The sequence below is a fragment of the Alteriqipengyuania triglochinis genome (genome assembly GCF_054655655.1).
Genome location: NZ_BAAHNC010000003.1, coordinates 59,468 through 79,355, shown reverse-complemented (window position 1 = coordinate 79,355; position 19,888 = coordinate 59,468). Strand labels below are relative to the sequence as shown.

The following is a 19,888-nucleotide window of genomic DNA, read 5'->3' as shown; positions in this document are numbered from 1 at the left end:
GCGGCGCGGGTTGGGCAGCTCAGCAGCCCGCGCCGCTACCGGATACTCAGATGACGAAACCCGGCGTGTCCTCGGGAGCCAGCGAAAGCACGCGGGCCCCCGGCTCGCCCAGCCAGCGCGCGCGAATCCCGAAGACTTCGCGCAGGTTGGCGGGGCAAAGCGCCTCTGGCGGCGGCCCGTCGGCGTAAAGCGCGCCATCCTTCAGCAGCATCACCCGGTCGGCAAGGTTGTGGGCAAGCGAGAGATCGTGGACCACCACCACCACGCCGCGCCCCGCTGCCGCCTGTTGCCGCAGGTGGCGGACCAGCGAGGTCTGATAGGCCAGGTCGAGCGAGGCGAACGGCTCGTCCGCAAGGATGAAGCGCGGTTCGCCCGCCAGCACCCGTGCGAGCAGCGCGCGAGCCCGCTCACCGCCCGACAGCGTCGAGACCGGGCGATCCGCAAATTCTTCCAACCCCAGCGCCGCCAGGGCGTTCTCGACCGGCTCGGCGCGGGCATCGCGATGCGCCAGCCGGCCGAGCGCGACGAGATTGCGGACTGACAGGTCCCACGCGATCTGCGGCTCCTGCGGCAGATAGCCGACCGCGCGGGCGCGGGAGCGCGGGCGCATGTCGTGCATGCGTCCGCCATCGAGCAGGGCCTCGCCGTTGCTCGGCCTGAGCACGCCGGCCAGCAGCCGCAGGAAGGTCGACTTGCCCGCGCCATTGGGCCCGCAGATCGCGATGACCTGCCCTTCCAGAATCTGGGCGGAGACTCCGCGCAGCCGCCGGTCGAGCGCGAGGTTGCACGCCTCGATCATCTTTTCACGGTGCCGCCTCATGTCAGGCCCAGCCCCCCACCGCGACGCAGGCGTAGCAGCAGCCAGAGGAAGAAAGGCGCACCGATCAGCGATAGCGCAATCCCCAGCCGCAACTCGCTGACCAGCGGCAGCATTCGCAGGACACCGTCGGCGACCAGCACCAGCAGCGCGCCCGCCAGCGCGCTCGGCACGATCAGCGAAGACGGGCGGCGATCGGTCATCGGGCGGACCAGATGGGGCACCATCAGCCCAACGAAGCCTATGATCCCGGCGACAGCGACCCCGCTCCCGATCGTCAGCGCCACCCCGATCACCAGCAGGAACAGCAGGTTCTCCATGTTCACGCCCATCGAACGCGCTGCATCCTCGCCCAGCGTAAGCGCGTCGAGTGCGGGCGCAGCGCGCACCAGCACCACGATCCCTGCCAGCGTCAGCGGCGCGGCGAGCGCAACATCGTTCCAGCTGCGATCGGTCAGCGCGCCCATCAGCCAGGTGACGATCTCGCTCAGCGCCCACGGATTGGGGGCAAGGCTGATGACGAGGCTGGTGAGCGCGCCCGCGAGGCTCGCGATCATCAGCCCGGCGAGCGTGAACAGCGCGATCCCGCCGCCGCGTCCGGCCATGAGCGCGAGCAGCGCCATCGCCGCGCCCGCACCCGCCAGCGCGAGCAGCGGGAGAAGCCAGCCGTTCGCCGCGTAGCCGAGCGAGAAGCTCAGCACCGCGCCCAGCGCCGCGCCGGGGGCGATGCCGAACAGTCCGGGATCGGCGAGCGGATTGCGCAGATAGCCCTGCATCGCCGCGCCCGACGCGCCCAGCCCCGCGCCGACCGTGACCGCCAGCAGCGCGCGCGGCAGGCGCAGTTCCGCTACGATCAGGGTGGCGCGCGCATCGTCGAGCCCGAAGATCCATGCCTTGCCGGCGAGGAGCGACAGCGGAATCGCGACCAGCAGCGCACCCAGCAGGATCAGGCTGGCGCGGCTCATCCGCGGCCGTCCCGGATGTGCGCCAGCCGCTGCGCGGCGCGGATCAGGCTCGGCCCGCCACAATAGTAGAGCTGCGGCGCGAATTCGGCGCGGCGCGTGGACAGCTTGCGCAGGGCCGGATGGTGGAGCGTGCGCGATTCCTCATCGCCGCGAGGGCCCGCATGCAGCAGCAGATCGGGCGGGTCGAGCAGTACGGCCTCCAGCGGCAGGCGGTCGCCCTGCCCCAGCCCGCGTGTCGCCTTCGCCGGACGCAGGCCGACGCGGTGCATCAGGTCGACCACCAGCGCCCCATCGCCCGGCACGATCCCGCCCGGCTGCCACAGGATGGTCGCAGGACCTTCGCGATCCGAGGGCGGCGCCGCAGCGGTCAGCGCGGCATCGATCCGCCCAACGAGGGCATCGCCCGCCTCCGGCTCGCCCACGGCATCGGCCAGATCGCGCACCTGGGCGAGGTTTTCATCGACACTGCTGGCAATGCCGAAGGTCACCACCGGAATGCCCAGCTCGTCCAGCGCGCGGCGGGTGGAAGGCGCAAGATATGTAGAGGCGACGACCATGGTGGCGTCGGCGGCGAGAATCTCCTCCACCGAACCACCCGTCGCGGGCCAGCGCCGGGCCTGCGCCAGCGGCATCGATGTGGCGGACGGATCATGGCTGTAGTGCGACACCGCCGCCAGCTTGTCCGGCGCAATCTCCGCAAGGATCGCGTCGGTGCACGGGTTGAGGCTGACGATGCGCAGCGCGTCACCATCGCGCGGGGCTGGCGGGGTCGAACACCCCGCCAGCACGCACGCGATCGCGATGGCTGCGCTGCGGATCATAGGCCGACGCGCAGCCCTGCGAAGACCCCGCGGGGCGCCTGGTTATAGCCGTCGGCGGTCTGATACTCCTCGTCGAACAGGTTCTCGACCCGCCCGAAGACCTCGACCGGGCGCTCGCCCGCGATCAGCCCCAGCGGGACCGAGACGCGCAGGTCGACGAGGGTATAGGCATCGAGGCGGGTGGTGTTCGCCGCATTGTCGAACGTATCTCCCACGATGCGCACGTCGCCGCCGATTACCGGCACGCCCGCGGTATCGGGCGCGAGCGCCCAGTCGACCGAGACGGTGCCCGCATGGCGCGGGCGGCGGGCCAGTTCGTTGCCGAAATTGGCCGTGCCTTCGCTGCGGTCTTCCGCCTCGACATAGGCATAGGCGGCGCGCAGGCTGAGCCCGGCGAACGGCGAAACACCCGCTTCGACTTCCACGCCCCGCGCGCGGGCCTGCGACACGTTGTCGTAGGTACCGAAGGGGCGATCGGTGCAGATGCCGGTGAGCGGTGTTGGGCAGCTGATGAAGGCGATGAGGTTTTCGCTGTCACGCTGGAAGGCGGTGACGCCGGCGTAGAACGGCGCGGTCCGCGTGCCGTAGGCGAGTCCGAGATCGTAGCTCGTGCTCTCTTCGGGCTGGAGCGCCTTGTTCCCATAGTCCGAAAACAGCTGGTAGAGCGAAGGCGCCTTGAAGCCTTCGCCCACGCTGGCGCGCAGGCGCAGGTTGGGCACGATTTCGTAGGTCAGGTCGCCGCCGAAGCTGGTTGCGCCGCCGAAATCGTCATGCTCGTCCTGCCGCACGCCGACATGGCCCGACAGGCCGCGGAACTCGATCCCCGCCTGCACATAGCCGCCAAAGATGCTGGTATCGGCCGAGCTGGGCGTGCCGTAGGAGGTGCTCTCGTAATCGGACCACAGGTTTTCCGCGCCGAAATTGACGATCAGCGGGCCGATCGGACGCCACTCGCCGCGCAGTTCGACCCGGTCGGAGCGCCCCTCGCTCTCGAAGGTCGCATCCTCGCCGGGCCCCGGCAGGTTGTCGCGCGACGTGTCGGAGAAGCTGTAGGCCCCGCGCAGGTAGAGCGGCCCGCCATCATAGAGGGCGCCGACCGCGCCGGAGAGCTGCTCGGTCTGCTGCATCTCCTCGGTATCGCCCAGCGCGAAGGCGGGTGCGGGAAAGCCGTCGATCTCCAGCTCGCCCTTGGCATAGCGCAGGTTGCCGAACACTTCGACGGTGCGCGAAAGATAGGCGCGGCCGCGCAGGTTGTAGGCCTGCTGCTGGAAGCCGTCGTCCTCGGTGCCGTTCGCTGCGGCCGAGAAGCCATCGGTGGTCAGGTAGCTCGCCGAACCGCCGATGAAGCCGATATCGCCCGCAATGCCGCCCTTGATGCTGGAGGCGACCGTGCCGCGCGATCCGGCTTCGACCGATCCGGCCAGTCCGGTCCGCTCCACGGTCGAGGCGACCAGCACCCCGGCCAGCGCATCGGCGCCCCACACCACGGAGTTGGAGCCGCGCAGCAGCTCTACCTTGGCGAGGTTGGACGCCCCCAGCGTGCCGAAATCGAAGCCGCCGGCGGGCGACGCGGTGTCCGCCACGCGCACCCCGTCGATCAGGACGAGGAGCTGGTCGTTCGCAGCGCCCCGCACCGAGATGCCGGTGGTCGCGCCCAGGCCGCCGGTGCGGTTGAAGGTGACGCCGGGCACGCGCTGGATGACGCGTGCGAAGTCCGGCCCCTGGATATCGGCGATTTCCTGCGCCCCGATCACGGTCACCGGCTGGCCGGTATCCTCGACCTCGCTCGGATTGCCGGTCACCGTGACGGTGATCGATTCTTCGGGCATCTCGGCCGCGTCGGAAGCCAGAACCAGCGGTGCTTCGCCGTCCGCTTCCTGCGCAAACGCAGGGGACGCCAGGCCCAGAACCGAACCGGAAAGCAGCAAGATCGTACGCATCAAAACTCCATCACAAGCATTACTGTCGCTCATGACGGAAGGCACGGGCCATGATCGCCAGCGCCTTTCCTCCGCTTCCCCGGTGCACCCCGCCCGAAGTCGAACGACGCATCGCGGGCAGGTCTCCTGGCTCCCGGATCGTAGCGGTTCCGCTGGCCTTCCCATCCCGGCGCATGTGGTCGGAACAGTGGCTGTGGGCGCGGACCGCTCCCCGGTTACAGTTGCGGGGGCAGCGAGGGGTTTGCACCCTCTTCCCTCTTAGGTGGACGAACCTCGCGGCACGCCCACACCTGCAATGCTGCCGCGCGCTTAGGCCCTTCGTCATGCAGGCGCAACAATTCGTCGCACACCGCAATCCAGGGTTAACCACGCCGGTTCATGCTTCGCATCGGGCTGTCCCGCTACAATACGGTGCATACGCAGACGGCGCGCTTGCGAAGCTTAACGCCTAGTGGCGCCCTGCCCCGCTCCATCCACCTTCCGTCAAGGATTCGCTTGCGCCAGACCCGCCGCCCAGCCCAGATCGCCCCCCGCCCCGTCGCTGCCCGCAAGGCATGGCGCGGCGTGGCGGTGCTGTGCGGCGCGCTGGCCCTGCCCGCCATGGCGGCGCAGGCGGAATGGCGGCTGCCCGAAATCGCCCCCGAAGCGAGCGAGATCGTGGCGGACAGTCTGATGGAACCGATGGCGTTCGAGAAGGCCGGGGCGAGCTTTCCGGGCTCGGCGTTCTACTTTCTGGCCGATCCGCCCGCCGCCGCCGGCACCGCCAACGCGGCGGTGGACGGGGGCAAGGGTATCAACCCGATCGGAGCGTGGAACGGCGATCCCGATGCAGCGATCGCGATCGAGGCGGCGGGTCCCGCGGCGCACGCTTTCGTCAGCCGCGGCACGGGGATCGACAAGGCCCGCGCGCTCGATTGCCTTGCCAAGGCGGTCTATTACGAAGCCGCGAGCGAGAGCGAAGGTGGCCAGCGGGCGGTCGCACAGGTGGTCCTGAACCGCGTGGCGCATCCGGCCTATCCCAGGACCGTATGCGGGGTCGTCTATCAGGGATCGCAGCGGCGCACCGGCTGTCAGTTCACCTTTACCTGCGACGGTTCGCTGGACCGCAAGCCCTCGGCAACGTCCTGGGCCCGGGCGCTGTCGGTGGCGCGCCGCGCCCTGTCGGGGCAGGTCTACGCACCGGTCGGCCTCGCTACGCATTATCACACCACCTGGGTCAATCCGTACTGGGCCCCCAGCCTCGCGCACATCGGCACGATCGGCGCGCACCGCTTCTATCGCTGGCCGGGCAATGCCAGCCGCCCCGATGCGTTCAGCGACGTCTACCGCGGGGGCGAGCCGGTGCCCGTGCCTGCCCGCGCTGCCGCGGTCAGCGAGCCCGCGCCCGATCCAATCGCCGTGGCGCGGCAATATGACGGCGCGGAAGCGACATCTGTCCCGGCGGCTTCGCCCTCCGTCGGCGCATCCCCCGCGCCGTCCGGCAGCGCGGGCGCCCGGGCGCAGACTTCGCGGCAGGACAATCCCGTGCCGACCGAAGGCCCGGGCAGCGTCCGCCCCGAATACGCCAATAGCGGGCGGTGGATCGCGCAACCAAACTGAGCCGCATCGGCAGCGGCCCGGCGGCCGCGCCAGCCCGGCAGAGCGTGGTTAATTTGCCGTAACCGTGCTTCTGCGCGAAAGATTCATGCCCGGCCTCTATTGATGCAAGGATCGATCCATCTCCCAATCGCAGGATCCTTACCGATGCCCCGCGGCCTTGCCCCCAACCGCCCCAGCTATCGCCTGTCGCAGGGCGGTTCTATCCCCGTGCGCATTCCGGAACCCGCCAACGACAACGTGCTGCCCGGACGCCCGGCGCAGGACGAAGCGGAGATGCGCGCAGCGCTGGGGCATTTCGCGCGCCATCACATGAATGCGGCGCATGACGCGCATGCGCGGGCCACGAAAGCGTTCGACGCCGGGGACGAGGAAAACTTCGTTTTCTGGGCGAATATCTGCCGCGCGCTCGACCGCAGGCTCGCCGAAACGCTTTCTTCCGCATGGGGAAACCCTGTCTGACCCAGGATCTGCCCCGCATCCCCGTTGCGATGGCCCGGATGTGCGCGCACGAGCGTGGTAACGCGCGCGTTAAGCCTTTTGTGACGGTTATTGCGTAGTGCGGTCGTTGCGATGATGTCGAGAGTGATCCGTGACGCCACCGAGACGTGGCAGCGCCTGTTAACCGGGGACGAGATGAGCGAGCGCGTCCGGCGCACGCTCGTCAGCACTCTCTATACCCAACCCCTCAGCCTGGCCATCGGTGCCGCGATCGGCATCCTGACCGCATTCGTCACCGCATTCCACGTGCCGGAAACGCCGGTGATCGTTTCGGTCGCGCTGCTGACCGTGGTGGCGATCGCGCGTATCGTGTCGTCCTACGCGCTTGCTGCGTCACCTTCCGCGTCGACGCGCATGCTCGAACTGGTGTTCGAAATCGGGGCCTTCAGCTACGCCCTGCTGTTCGGGCTGCTCGGCGCGATGACGATCCTTTACGAAGCGCCGGTCGAAGTCGTCGTCATGATGGTTTCGTGCGCACTGTGCTACGGCATGGCGATCGCCTCACGCAATGCCGGTCGCCAAGTGATCGCGCTGTGCCAGATGATGTTGAGCTTCTCACCGGTGCTCGTCGCCTGCGTGATGAACGGATCGATCGCGATGCTGATGCTCGCCGTCTCGATCCTGCTCGTGATTCCCTCCACCACCAGCGTGACGGTGAACATGCAGCGCGTGCTGAGCCGGTCGATCATCGCTGCCGAGACGAGCGAGCGGCTGGCGCGCAAGATGGAACAGCTCGCCCATAGCGACGTCGTTACCGGTCTGAAGAACCGGGCCGGCCTCAACGAGCTGCTCGTGACCCATCTGATGCAGACCGAACCGGACCAGCCGCTGGCGCTGTTCTGGCTCGACCTCGACCGGTTCAAGGAGGTCAACGACCTGATGGGCCACCAGCTGGGCGACCAGCTGCTTGCCGAGATCGCCCGTCGTCTGCGCGACAGCCTGCCCGAAGGCGCGGGGATCGCGCGCTTCGGCGGCGACGAGTTCGTGTTCTTCTGCAACGTCCATCACCGCGAACAGTGCGAAGCGCTGGCGACGCGGATTCTCGAACAGGTCATGCGCCCGATCCGGCTCGATTCCGAACGGCTCGAGATCAGCGGCTCGATGGGCATCGCGATGATGCCCGACGACGGGACCGATGCCGACCGGCTGATGCAGGCGGCCGACCTTGCGCTGTATCATGCCAAGCTCGAGTCGCGCGGGAGCCACCGTTTCTTCGATCCCTCGATGACACGCGATCTGGCGAACCGGCGCGAGATCGAGGCCGAGCTGCGGCTGGCGATCAAGCGCGACGAATTGTCGCTGTTCTTCCAGCCGATCGTCGACCTCAAGACCGGGCGCATCCGCTCTTTCGAAGCGCTGCTGCGCTGGTTCCACCCGGTCAAGGGCGAGCTGCGCCCGGCCGAGTTCATCCCGGTCGCCGAGGAAACCGGCGTCATCGTGACGCTGGGCAACTGGATCACCCGGCAGGCCGCGCTCGCCTGTGCCGAGTGGCCCGAGGATGTCAGCGTCGCGGTCAACCTCTCGCCGCTGCAGATCAAGGCTCCGGGCGCGGTGCTCGCGATCGAGAGTGCCTTGCAGGAGGCGCGCCTCGACCCCTCGCGGCTCGAGCTGGAAGTGACCGAGACGCTGTTCGTCGAAGACAACGACCAGACCGCCAGCTTCATCGAGGAACTGTCGGCCAAGGGCGTGCGCTTCGCGCTCGACGACTTCGGCACGGGCTATTCCTCGCTCGCCTACATCCACAAATATCCCTTCTCCAAGATCAAGGTCGACCGCTGCTTCGTCTCGGGCGAAGACGCCGGCCCCCGCGCGCACGCCATCATCCGGGCCGTCGCCGCACTGGGCCACCAGCTCGACATGGAGATCGTCGCCGAAGGGCTGGAGGAACAGGAGCAGGTCGACACCGTTCGTGAAGCGGGCTGCACGCTGGGCCAGGGCTATTTCTTCAGCCGCGCGGTGCCCGACTATCTGGCCGCCATGCTGCTGGCGCAGGATCGCGAAGGCGACGGACTGCGCGCTGCCTGAGACGGATTGCGCGTGGCGCAGGATCGATAATGCTCTTGCAAATCAATATCTGAAAAGCCTTGCAATCCAGCCCTTTTGCCGGTTGCAATCCCGTATCTCCAAGCCTACGTCCACTCGCCAGAAGCAGGCTTTCGCGCGCAACCCCTCGGGGACGCCGATGGAGCGTGAAGGCTTTGCACGTATGAACGGCAACCGCGGCGTCCCCGGCAAGAAGGACTGAAACGCTCCCATGGCCAATTCCGCAGGACGCAAGAAGATCGCCCTCATCGGCTCCGGCATGATCGGAGGCACCCTCGCCCATCTCGCGGCGAAGAAGGAAATGGGCGACATCGTCCTGTTCGACATCGCCGAGGGCATGCCGCAGGGCAAGGCGCTGGACCTCAGCCAGTGTGGCCCGGTCGAAGGCTTCGACGCCAAGATCACCGGTTCGAACGACTATGCCGACATCGCCGGGGCCGACGTGATCATCGTCACCGCCGGTGTGCCCCGCAAGCCGGGTATGAGCCGCGACGACCTGCTCGGCATCAACCTCAAGGTGATGAAGGCGGTCGGCGAAGGCATCAAGAACAATGCCCCCGACGCGTTCGTAATCTGCATCACCAACCCGCTCGACGCGATGGTGTGGGCGCTGCGCGAATTCTCCGGCCTGCCGCACAACAAGGTCGTCGGAATGGCCGGCGTTCTCGACTCGGCGCGCTTCGCGACCTTCCTCGCGTGGGAATTCGACGTTTCGGTGAAGGACGTGAACGCCTTCGTGCTCGGCGGCCACGGCGACACCATGGTCCCCGTCACCAGCTACACCACGATCAACGGCATCCCGGTCAACGACTTCGCCAAGATCAAGGGCGTCGACCAGAGCCGCATCGATGAAATCGTCGACCGCACCCGCAAGGGCGGCGGCGAGATCGTCGGCCTTCTCGGCAATGGCTCGGCCTATTACGCCCCCGCCACGAGCGCGATCAGCATGGCCGAAGCGTACCTTGGCGACCAGAAGCGCATCCTGCCCTGCGCCAGCTATGTCGAAGGCAAGTACGGCCTCGACGGGCTCTACGTGGGCGTCCCCACCGTGATCGGCGCGGGCGGCACCGAAGAAGTGATCGAGATCGAACTGTCGGACGAGGAAAAGAGCAACCTCAAGGTCAGCACCGACGCGGTCGAAGAGCTGCTCGAAGCGTGCAAGGGGCTGGATAGCTCGCTGGCGTGACTTGGCAACTGACCCTTGGGCTTTGCCTCTATGTCGCCTGGGTCGGGCTCCACGCCTGGCTTGGAAAAAGGCGGCATTGGGCGATCCTTGGGGTCGGTGTCGCCATCGAGTGCCTAGCATTTGCCTGCCTTTGCATCTGGGCTCTTTCGCAGAACCATAGCCCATCAACCGGAGGCGCAGTTGCATTGGCAATCCTCGGATGTGCGGCACTTTTCCTCGTCCCGGCTGCAGTCGGCGCGATTACCTTTTTGAAACATCGGAAGATCCGCATCTGATAGGCGGGCGAAGGACAGAAACATGAGCATCCTCGTAGACAAGAATACCAAGGTCATCACCCAGGGGATGACCGGTGAAACCGGCACCTTCCACACGCAGCAGGCGCTCGATTACGGGACGCAGATGGTTGGCGGTGTCACGCCCGGCAAAGGCGGCACCACGCATCTCGGCCTGCCGAATTTCAACACGGTGAAGGAAGCCGTGGCGGAAACCGGCGCGACTGCGTCGGTCATCTACGTCCCGCCGCCCTTCGCCGCCGACGCGATCTGCGAAGCGATCGACGCGGGTGTCGAGCTGATCGTGACGATCACCGAAGGCATCCCCGTGCTCGACATGGTGCGCGCGAAGGCCGCGCTCGCGGGCAGCAATTCGCGCCTGATCGGCCCGAACTGCCCCGGCGTGCTGACGCCCGGCGAATGCAAGATCGGCATCATGCCTGGCTCCATCTTCTCCAAGGGCAGCGTCGGCGTGGTCTCGCGTTCGGGCACGCTGACCTACGAAGCCGTGCACCAGACGACCAATGCAGGCCTCGGCCAGACGACGGCGGTCGGCATTGGCGGCGACCCGGTCAACGGCACCAACTTCATCGACGTGCTCGACCTGTTCCTCGACGATCCGGAAACCGAGAGCATGATCATGATCGGCGAAATCGGCGGCAGCGCCGAGGAAGAAGCCGCGCAGTTCATCAAGGAACAGCGCGCCAAGGGCCGTTCCAAGCCGATGGTCGGCTTCATCGCAGGCCGTACGGCGCCTCCGGGCCGCCGCATGGGCCATGCCGGCGCGATCGTCTCGGGCGGCCAGGGCGGCGCGGACGACAAGATCGCGGCGATGGAAGATGCCGGCATCCGCGTGGCGGCGTCCCCCAGCGAACTGGGCACGACGCTGGCCGATCTGCTGAAGGAAAATGCCTGAGTGACCGATGGTGGCGCCGGCGCGCGCCGGGGCCACCACCAACACGGGGAGGACCTATCTGCGCGGTAAAAGCTTCTATGATGGAAGCGTCCTCTTTCCCCGGACTGCATGAGTGAATTTCAATGGGTAACGAAAACCAGTCTTTCCTGCCGGAACTCGGCGACCAGGAAGGCGCACAGCCCGGCCCGAGCTGGGCGCGTCCCAACTGGCCGCTGACCGATATCGGCGCAGAGGGTGACCTGACGCAGGCGCTCGACCCGACGGCGATGAAGGCGGCGGTCAAGAAGGCGGCCGAAAAGGCGGGCAAGCCCGTCGACGAGGCGAGCGTTACCCAGGCAGCGCAGGACGCGATCAGCGCGATGCTGCTGATCCGCACCTTCCGCGTCCGCGGCCACCTCGCTTCCGATCTCGACCCGCTGGGCCTGTCGAAGCGCGATCTGCCCGAAGACCTGAAGCTGGAATGGCACTTCCCCCAGGACGCGATGAACCGGCAGATCTATGTCGGCGGCAATCTGGGCCTCGAATGGACCACCCCGCGCGAGCTCTACGAAGTGCTCAAGGCCAATTACTGCGGCAAGGTCGGCCTTGAATACATGCACATCTCGGACGTGGAGGAACGCCGCTTCCTCCAAGACCGGATCGAGGGCCCCGAAGACGTCATCCAGTTCACCCCCGAAGGCAAGCGCGCGATCCTTTCCGCCGTGATCCGGGGCGAGGAGTTCGAAAACTTCCTCGGCAAGAAATACGTCGGTACCAAGCGTTTCGGGCTCGACGGCGGCGAGGGGATGATCCCCGCGCTGGAAGCGGTCATCAAATATGGCGGCCAGATGGGCGTGCGCGAGATCATCTACGGCATGGCCCACCGCGGCCGGCTGAACGTGCTCGCCAACGTGATGGCCAAGCCCTACCGCGTGATCTTCCATGAATTCCAGGGCGGCAGCGCCAACCCGGAAGACGTGGGCGGATCAGGCGACGTGAAATACCATCTCGGCACCAGCACCGACCGCGAATTCGACGGCATCAAGGTCCACATGAGCCTGGTGCCCAATCCGTCGCACCTCGAAGCGGTGGACCCCGTGGTGCTGGGCAAGGCGCGCGCGCAGCAGGCCTTCCGCGACGACCTGAGCAAGCACGAACAGGTGCTGCCCGTGCTGATCCACGGCGACGCCGCCTTCGCAGGCCAGGGCATCGTGTGGGAGACGCTCAGCTTCTCCGGCATTCCGGGCTACAATACCGGCGGCGTCATCCACTTCATCATCAACAACCAGATCGGCTTTACGACCAGCCCGAAATTCGCGCGGTCATCGCCCTACCCGTCCGACGTGGCGAAGGGCGTCCAGGCGCCGATCCTGCACGTCAACGGCGACGATCCCGAAGCCGTCACCTTCGCGTGCAAGCTGGCGATCGAATACCGCCAGCGCTTCGGCCGCGACATCGTGATCGACATGTGGTGCTATCGCCGCTTCGGCCACAACGAGGGTGACGAGCCGAGCTTCACCCAGCCGCAGATGTATGCCGCGATCAAGAAGCACCCGAAGGTCAGCGTGATCTATTCGGACCGGCTGCTGCAGGACGGCGTAATCGACAACGGCTTCGTGGAAGGCCAGCGCGACGAATTCACCGCGCATCTCCAGGAAGAATTCGACGCGGGCAAGAACTACAAGGCGAACGAGGCGGACTGGTTCGGCGGACGCTGGGCCGGCCTCAACAAGCCGGTCGATCCGGAGACCGCGCGGCGCAATGTCGAAACCGCGATCCCGAAGAAGCTGTTCGAAAGCCTCGGCCGCACGCTCACGACGGTTCCGGAAGATCTCACGATTCACCGCACGCTGAACCGCGTGCTCGACGCCAAGCGCGAGATGTTCGAGAAGGGCGAAGGCTTCGACTGGGCGACCGGCGAAGCGCTCGCCTTCGGCAGCCTCGCCTCGGAAGGCTACGGCGTGCGCCTGTCGGGCCAGGATTCGGGTCGCGGCACATTCAGCCAGCGGCACGCGGTGTGGCACGACCAGAAGGTGGAGGGCGAGAAGTACATCCCGCTCACCACGGTTCCGCATGGCAAGTTCGAGGTCTACGACAGCCCGCTGTCCGAATACGGCGTGCTCGGCTTCGAATACGGCTTTGCGCTGGCCGATCCCAAGACGCTGGTGTTGTGGGAAGCGCAGTTCGGTGATTTCGCCAATGGCGCGCAGATCATGATCGACCAGTTCATCGCCGCGGGCGAGGTCAAGTGGCTGCGCGCCAACGGCCTCGTGATGCTGCTGCCGCACGGGTACGAGGGCCAGGGGCCGGAGCATAGCTCCGCCCGGCTCGAACGGTTCCTGCAACTGTGCGCGAACGACAATATCCAGGTGTGCAACATCACCATGCCGCACAATTATTTCCATGTGCTGCGCCGGCAGATGCTGCGTCCGTTCCGCAAGCCGCTGATCATCATGACGCCCAAGAGCCTGCTGCGCCATCCGATGGCGAAGAGCAGCGCCGACCAGTTCATGGGCGAATCGCAGTTCAAGCGCATCCTTGCCGATACGAAGGACATCGCGGACGAGAAGGTGAAACGGCTTGTCCTGTGTTCGGGCAAGGTCGCCTTCGACCTGATCGAGAAGCGCGACGAGGAAGAACTGGACGATGTCTCGATCCTGCGGGTCGAACAGCTCTATCCCTTCCCCGGCGAGCCGCTGGCCGAGCGCATCGGCCGGATGCCCAACCTCGAAAGCATCGTCTGGTGCCAGGAAGAGCCGCGCAACAATGGCGCATGGTTCTTCGTGAACGAGCGGATCGAGGCTGCGCTGAGCGCCGCCGGCAAGGACGGCATGCGCCCATCCTACGCCGGGCGCGAGGAAGCCGCCTCGCCCGCCACCGGGCTCGCCAAGCGCCACCAGGCGCAACAGGAAGCGCTCGTAACGATCGCGCTGGGTCTTGCCGATGGCGGCGCGGCCAAGCGTGCCCTCAAGAAAACCGAAATCGCCGAAAAGAAGGTCTGACGAAACATGGCTACCGAGATCACGGTCCCCCAGCTTGGTGAATCGGTCACCGAAGGCACCATCGCCGAATGGCTCAAGCAACCCGGCGACGCGGTTGCCGTGGACGAGCCCATCGCCAGCCTCGAGACGGACAAGGTCGCGGTCGACGTTCCCTCCCCCGTGGCGGGCGTGATCGAGGAACTGCGCGCCGAAGTCGGCGACAATGTCGAAGTCGGCGCGGTGATCGCGACCGTCGCCGAAGGCGGCGCACCTGCCGCGAAGGGCGACGAGGCGAACCGCGATCAGGGCGCGGGCAAATCTGCCGGCAAGGACGAGTCCGCTGCCGCCTCGAAAGAGGCCGACACCGGCCAGGCCGCCTATGGCAACCACGACGAGGGCGCTACGGAAGGCAGCCAGACGCTGTCGCCCGCGGTGCGCCGCGCGGTGCTGGAATACGGCGTCGATCCCAGCAGCATCAAGGGCACCGGCAAGGACGGCCGCCTGACCAAGGAAGATGTGATCGCGGCGGCGAAGAACAAGGGCGATTCGAGCCCGGCTCCTTCGCCCGCGCCCTCCTCCGCCCCCGCCACCGTGGCTTCGGGCGAACGCCGCGAGGAACGCGTCAAGATGACGCGGATGCGCCAGACGATCGCCAAGCGCCTCAAGGGCGCGCAGGACAATGCGGCGCTGCTGACCACCTTCAATGATGTGGACATGAGCGCGGTCATCGAAACGCGCGAGAAGTACAAGGATCTCTTCGCCAAGAAGCACGACATCAAGCTCGGCTTCATGGGCTTCTTCGCGAAGGCCGCATGCCTTGCGCTGAAGGACGTGCCCGCCGCCAACGCCTATATCGAGGGCGACGAGATCGTTTATCACGACTTCGTCGACATCTCGGTCGCGGTCAGCGCGCCCAACGGGCTGGTCGTGCCTGTGATCCGCGATGCCGACAAGAAGGGCTTCGCGCAAATCGAGAAGGACATTGCGGACTTCGGCGCCCGCGCCAAGGACGGCACGCTGACGATGGAAGACATGAAGGGCGGTACCTTCACCATCTCCAACGGCGGCGTGTTCGGATCGCTGATGAGTACCCCGATCATCAACCCGCCGCAAAGCGCGGTGCTGGGCCTCCACCGGATCGAGGATCGCCCCGTGGCGATCAACGGCAAGGTCGAGATTCGCCCGATGATGTATATCGCACTCAGCTACGACCACCGCCTGATCGATGGCCGCGAGGCCGTGACCGCGCTGAAGATCATGAAGGAAGCGATCGAAGATCCGACCCGGATGCTGATCGACCTGTAAGTTTGCACGAAGCTGCCGTTCGTCATTCCCGCGAAGGCGGGAACCCGGCTCCGGACGGCAGAAGATGGGTCCCCGCCTTCGCGGGGATGACGAAGGTAGAGAAATGGCTGACCACAACTACGATTACGACGTCCTTGTCATCGGTGCAGGCCCGGGCGGTTATGTCGCCGCAATCCGCGCCGCGCAGCTGGGCCTCAAGACCGCGTGCGCCGAAGGGCGCGAGACGCTGGGCGGCACCTGCCTCAACGTCGGCTGCATTCCCTCCAAGGCGATGCTGCATGCGAGCGAGTTTTTCGACGCGGCCAAGAACGGCACGATGAAGGAACTCGGGATCGACGTGGAGCCCAAGCTCAACCTCGACCAGATGCACGCCCAGCGCCGCGATGCGGTGAAGGGTCTGACGGGGGGCGTCGCAGGCCTGTTCAAGAAGAACAAGGTCGACTGGAAGAAGGGCTACGCCACCTTCCAGGATGCGCACACCGTGAAGGTGGGCGATGAAACCGTCACCGCGAAGGACATCGTGATCGCGACCGGTTCCTCGGTCACTCCGCTGCCGGGTGTCGAAATCGACAACGACAAGCACGTGGTGGTCGATAGCACCGGCGCGCTCGAGCTGCCTGCCGTGCCCAAGAAAATGGTCGTCATCGGTGGCGGCGTGATCGGGCTGGAGCTCGGCTCGGTCTGGCGCCGTTTGGGTGCCGAAGTCACCTGCGTCGAATTCCTCGACGAAATCCTGCCCGGTATGGACGGCGACGTGCGCAAGGAAGCGCGCAAGATCTTCCGCAAGCAGGGGATCGAGTTCAAGCTTTCGACCAAGGTCACCGGCGTGTCCGTGAAGGGCAAGACCGCAACCCTGACCCTCGAACCAGCCGCTGGCGGCGACCCGGAAACGATGGAAGCCGATTGTGTGCTCGTCTCGATCGGGCGCAAGCCGAACACCGACGGCCTCGGCCTCGATGCGATCGGGCTGGAAACCAACAAGCGCGGCCAGATCGAGACCGATCACGATTTCCGCACCAAGGTGGACGGCGTGTGGGCGATCGGCGATTGCGTCCCCGGCCCGATGCTGGCGCACAAGGCCGAGGATGAGGGCATTGCCGTCGCGGAAAACATCGCGGGCCAGACCGGCATCGTGAACCACGCTATCATCCCGAGCGTCGTCTACACCTGGCCCGAGATCGCAGGCGTGGGCCTGACGACCGAGGAAGCCATCGAGAAGATGGGCGGCGACAAGAAGGCGGTGAAGGTCGGCAAGTTCCCGATGCTCGCCAACAGCCGCGCGCGCACCAACCACGAGGGCGATGGCTTCGTGAAAGTGATCGCAGAGGCGGAAAGCGACCGCGTGCTGGGCGTATGGGCCATCGCCGTGCCCGCCGGCACGATGATCGCCGAGGCGGCGATCGCGATGGAGTTCGGCGCGACGTCCGAGGACATCGCCTATACCTGCCACGCGCACCCGACCCATGCCGAGGCGACGAAGGAAGCGGCGATGGCGGTGCAGGGCAAGCCGATCCACTTCTGATCGAAGGATGATGGGCATCATGGCAGCGCATAGGCGAGAGCGGTTTCCAGCGCTTATCGCCATCGCGCTGCCGGTGCTTGCCGGGCTCGCCTCAATGGCGCTGTTCGGTGCCCCCCACGGCTACCTGATCGTCAATGGCTCTGCGCTGCTTGCGGCCGGCGCGATTCTCCTGATCGGCATGCCCCGGTTCGACCGGCGGGCCGTGCGGATCGCGGGCGGCGTGTTCGTACTGATATTCGCCCTGCCCCTGCTGAGCGGGCCACACATGAATGGCATCGCCCGCTGGCTGCCGGTCGGCCCCTTCATTCTCCATGCCGGAATGCTCACGATCCCAGCGCTGGCCGTGCTGGCGGGGCGTGAGCGCCTCTGGGGCCCGGTCGCATTGTTCGCCGCCATTCTGATCGCGCTGGTCCAGCCGGACTTCGCGAGTGCCTTCGCCCTCACCGGTGCGGCTACCGGGCTCTACCAGGTCCGCCCCGACTGGCGCATCGGGATCGTCATCATTATCGGATTTCTCGTCGCAATCTCGGCGGCGCTTCGGGGCGAGCTGCCCCCCGCGCCCTTCGTCGAACGGGTTCTGCAGGACGCGAGCAGCGCCTCGCCGATCATGGCGGTGGCCCTTGCCCTGTCGCTCGCCATTGCGACGCTGGTCATGCTGTTCGGCACCGGCCTGCCGCGCACGGCGCGCTATCCACTGGGCATGAGCCTGTTCGGCTTCCTTGTCGCGGCGCTGATCTCCAACTACCCGACTCCCCTGGCGGGCTATGGCGCGGCCGCGATCATCGGCTTTGCGCTGGCCCATGCCATCGCTTTCGCCCTGCCCGAAGCCAACGAGGCGCCCCGATGACGATACATCCCTTCCACCTCGCATTCCCGGTCCACGATCTTGAGGCCGCGCGCAATTTCTACGGCGCGCTGCTCGGCTGCGAAGAGGGCCGGTCGGACAAGGACTGGATCGATTATGATTTCTACGGCCACCAGATCGTCGCGCATCTGGCCCCGGCAGCGGTGGCCGCGCGCGGCGAGGATCGCAATTCGGTCGATGGCGATGCGGTGCCCGTACCCCATTTCGGCGTGGTGCTGCCGATGGAGGACTGGCAGGCGCTGGCCGACCGGCTGACCGACGCGGGCCTCCACTTCGTGATCGAGCCGACCGTGCGCTTCAGGGGCCAGCCGGGCGAACAGGCGACGATGTTCTTCCGCGATCCCAGCGGTAATGCGCTGGAGATCAAGGCGATGGCCGACCCCGCCAAGCTGTTCGCGAAGAACTGATCCAGCCGGGCCGACGCGCTAGCGATTGTGCCGCGCCGGTATGGTCGATAAGGGCGCGCCCATGGCTCGCGACCCCGGCACGATGCGTTTCGCCCCATGGCACGTCTGGCCCGACCGGCTGACCGGTCCGGCAAGGGGCCCGCGCGCCTGCTCCGGCCCTGCCCGCCCCAGCGGGGATGCCTTGCATCGGGGGAGAGCCCATGCCGGTTCCTGATCCCGCCGTTATCCTGACGCCGGTGCTCGACTGGCTCGACCTGATCGGGGTCGGGGTCTTCGCGCTGTCCGGCGCGCTCATCGCGGCGCGAGAGCGGCAGACCTTCGTCACCATGGGCTTCTTCGCGCTGGTGACGGGCGTCGGCGGCGGCACGGTGCGCGACCTGCTGATCGATGCGCCGGTCTTCTGGGTGAGGCACCCGTGGTATGCCGCCGTATGCATCGCGATGGCCGCGATCGTTTGGAACACGCCCACCCGCTGGTGGCAGGGCAAGCTGTTCGACTATGCCGACGGGGTCGGCCTCGCCGCCTATTCGGTGCTCGGCGCGGCCAAGGCGATGAGCTACGGCCTGCCGCCGCTTTCCGCCACGATCATGGGCATCATCACCGGGATCGTCGGTGGGACCATCCGCGACGTCATCGCGGGCCGTCCGTCGATCCTGATGCGGCCCGAACTCTATGTAACGGCCGCCGCACTGTCTGCTACGCTGTGCAGCTTCGGGATGTGGCTGTTCGACCCGCACGGGCTCAGCGACTGGGTCGTCTGGGCGATCGCCGCCTTCGCCGGCGTGATCCTGCGCAGCGCCGCGATCCGCTTCAATCTCGGGCTGCCGGCGTTCCACGAACGCGAGATGGCGAGCGAGCGGGAAACCGAGATCGGGACTGAAGCCGTGGCCGACGCGATCGAGCCCGAAAGCGACGGCATCTTCTTCGAGGAAGAGGCGTTGGAAGACGAAACGGCCCCCCGGACGTGACGTCCGCGGGCCCGTCGCGTTTCGCGTAGCGGACGATCAGTAAGGCTCGCCGTCGCCGTAGTCGGCGCCCGAACCGTCCCCATAATCCTGGCCGTAATCTTCGTAGCCGCTGTAATCCTCGCCCGGCACCGGCCCGCCGGGATAGGCAGGCTGCGCATTGCTGTCGGGCGTGGAATAGGTCGCGGGCGACGAATAGACGCGTCCGCGCGCGCGGGCGTAGACATCATCCGAATATTGCGGGTCGCCATAGGTGTCCCCGCCCGACTGGTAGGATACGCTGGACACACCGTAATCGACATTCAGCACGCGGCCCGCAGCGCTGGTCTGGCAGACGAAGCCGCTGCCGGCCGCCAGCGTGCCTGTTACCGAGTAACCGGTGGCATTGCGCCCGACATTGTCGATCGACCCGATCCGCTCCTCGCGCTCGACCCGTTCGACGCACGAGTCCACCGCGCGGTCGGAAGCGTCATTGCTGGCATCACTGCTGTCGTAGCGATCGTCGTATCCGTCATCGTAGCGATTATCGCGCTTCTTGGGGCTCGTCGCGGCGAGCACTGCGACGATGCCGCCAATGATCGCCGCACCGGCCACCACGTCGCCCAGATCGGTCCGGTCGCGATGACGGCGGTAGCGATAGCGACGGCGATGGTCGGCCTCGTCGGCGCCATCGTTGAGCACGGTCTGCGTCGCATAACCCGCCTGCTCGGCGGGAACACCCACGCGCGGCAGCTCCACCGCCTGTGCGGGCGACACGGCCAGCACGCCAACCGCGCAAGCCATCGAGATTTTCGAGATATTGCTCAT

The 19,888-nt window shown here is 66.7% G+C and carries 16 protein-coding genes and 1 riboswitch; of the genes, 11 read left to right on the top strand and 5 right to left on the bottom strand.

The genetic code is table 11. The features are described from left to right. Positions 1-46: 46 nt before the first annotated feature. From ACYQ0L_RS10560 to ACYQ0L_RS10545, 4 genes are read right to left on the bottom strand one after another with little or no spacing between them, the layout of a single operon-like run. Positions 47-820 carry an ABC transporter ATP-binding protein gene (locus tag ACYQ0L_RS10560; protein ID WP_459789124.1) on the bottom strand — a complete coding sequence of 258 codons (774 nt, stop codon included), beginning with the start codon at positions 818-820 and terminating at the stop codon, positions 47-49. Further along, entirely contained in the window at positions 817-1,782 is a 966-nt protein-coding gene (locus ACYQ0L_RS10555) for a FecCD family ABC transporter permease (protein WP_459789122.1), read from the bottom strand. The genes ACYQ0L_RS10560 and ACYQ0L_RS10555 overlap by 4 nt, the downstream gene beginning before the upstream one ends. Further along, a complete protein-coding gene (locus ACYQ0L_RS10550; protein ID WP_459789120.1) occupies positions 1,779-2,603 on the bottom strand; it encodes an ABC transporter substrate-binding protein in 825 nt (274 codons plus the stop codon). Before ACYQ0L_RS10550 ends, ACYQ0L_RS10555 begins: the two co-directional genes overlap by 4 nt. Continuing rightward, positions 2,600-4,543, bottom strand: coding sequence for a TonB-dependent receptor plug domain-containing protein (locus ACYQ0L_RS10545; RefSeq protein ID WP_459789118.1), 1,944 nt, complete (start codon positions 4,541-4,543; stop codon positions 2,600-2,602). Before ACYQ0L_RS10545 ends, ACYQ0L_RS10550 begins: the two co-directional genes overlap by 4 nt. Before the next feature lie 99 nt (positions 4,544-4,642). Beyond that, positions 4,643-4,852: riboswitch (cobalamin riboswitch) on the bottom strand. Between the two features lie 186 nt (positions 4,853-5,038). On the opposite strand from ACYQ0L_RS10545, the gene ACYQ0L_RS10540 reads away from it, so the two are divergent. From ACYQ0L_RS10540 to ACYQ0L_RS10490, 11 genes are all read left to right on the top strand, one after another. After that, the gene (locus ACYQ0L_RS10540; RefSeq protein WP_459789117.1) at positions 5,039-6,142 is read left to right on the top strand and encodes a cell wall hydrolase; all 1,104 of its coding nucleotides are present in this window, start codon (positions 5,039-5,041) and stop codon (positions 6,140-6,142) included. A gap of 144 nt (positions 6,143-6,286) precedes the next feature. Beyond that, the gene (locus tag ACYQ0L_RS10535) at positions 6,287-6,601 is read left to right on the top strand and encodes a hypothetical protein (RefSeq protein ID WP_459789115.1); all 315 of its coding nucleotides are present in this window, start codon (positions 6,287-6,289) and stop codon (positions 6,599-6,601) included. A gap of 123 nt (positions 6,602-6,724) precedes the next feature. Further along, on the top strand, positions 6,725-8,665 hold the full coding sequence (locus ACYQ0L_RS10530; RefSeq protein WP_459789114.1) for a putative bifunctional diguanylate cyclase/phosphodiesterase: 1,941 nt from the start codon (positions 6,725-6,727) through the stop codon (positions 8,663-8,665). A gap of 229 nt (positions 8,666-8,894) precedes the next feature. Then, entirely contained in the window at positions 8,895-9,869 is a 975-nt protein-coding gene (gene mdh / locus ACYQ0L_RS10525) for a malate dehydrogenase (protein ID WP_459789113.1), read from the top strand. 297 nt (positions 9,870-10,166) lie between these two features. After that, a complete protein-coding gene (gene sucD / locus ACYQ0L_RS10520; RefSeq protein ID WP_459789111.1) occupies positions 10,167-11,057 on the top strand; it encodes a succinate--CoA ligase subunit alpha in 891 nt (296 codons plus the stop codon). A 122-nt stretch (positions 11,058-11,179) separates the two neighbouring features. Then, positions 11,180-14,038: a 2-oxoglutarate dehydrogenase E1 component gene (locus ACYQ0L_RS10515; protein WP_459789109.1), complete on the top strand. Its 2,859-nt coding sequence runs from the start codon at positions 11,180-11,182 to the stop codon at positions 14,036-14,038. A 6-nt stretch (positions 14,039-14,044) separates the two neighbouring features. Next, on the top strand, positions 14,045-15,322 hold the full coding sequence (gene odhB / locus ACYQ0L_RS10510; RefSeq protein WP_459789108.1) for a 2-oxoglutarate dehydrogenase complex dihydrolipoyllysine-residue succinyltransferase: 1,278 nt from the start codon (positions 14,045-14,047) through the stop codon (positions 15,320-15,322). A gap of 103 nt (positions 15,323-15,425) precedes the next feature. Beyond that, entirely contained in the window at positions 15,426-16,844 is a 1,419-nt protein-coding gene (gene lpdA / locus ACYQ0L_RS10505) for a dihydrolipoyl dehydrogenase (RefSeq protein ID WP_459789107.1), read from the top strand. A gap of 19 nt (positions 16,845-16,863) precedes the next feature. Further along, complete coding sequence (locus tag ACYQ0L_RS10500; RefSeq protein WP_459789106.1) at positions 16,864-17,691, top strand: hypothetical protein; 828 nt, start codon at positions 16,864-16,866, stop codon at positions 17,689-17,691. Further along, entirely contained in the window at positions 17,688-18,116 is a 429-nt protein-coding gene (locus ACYQ0L_RS10495) for a VOC family protein (protein ID WP_459789104.1), read from the top strand. The genes ACYQ0L_RS10500 and ACYQ0L_RS10495 overlap by 4 nt, the downstream gene beginning before the upstream one ends. A 200-nt stretch (positions 18,117-18,316) precedes the next feature. Beyond that, complete coding sequence (locus tag ACYQ0L_RS10490) at positions 18,317-19,084, top strand: trimeric intracellular cation channel family protein (protein WP_459789103.1); 768 nt, start codon at positions 18,317-18,319, stop codon at positions 19,082-19,084. Positions 19,085-19,120: 36 nt separating this feature from the next. On the opposite strand, the gene ACYQ0L_RS10485 is transcribed toward ACYQ0L_RS10490, so the two are convergent. Continuing rightward, the gene (locus ACYQ0L_RS10485; RefSeq protein ID WP_459789102.1) at positions 19,121-19,888 is read right to left on the bottom strand and encodes a hypothetical protein; all 768 of its coding nucleotides are present in this window, start codon (positions 19,886-19,888) and stop codon (positions 19,121-19,123) included.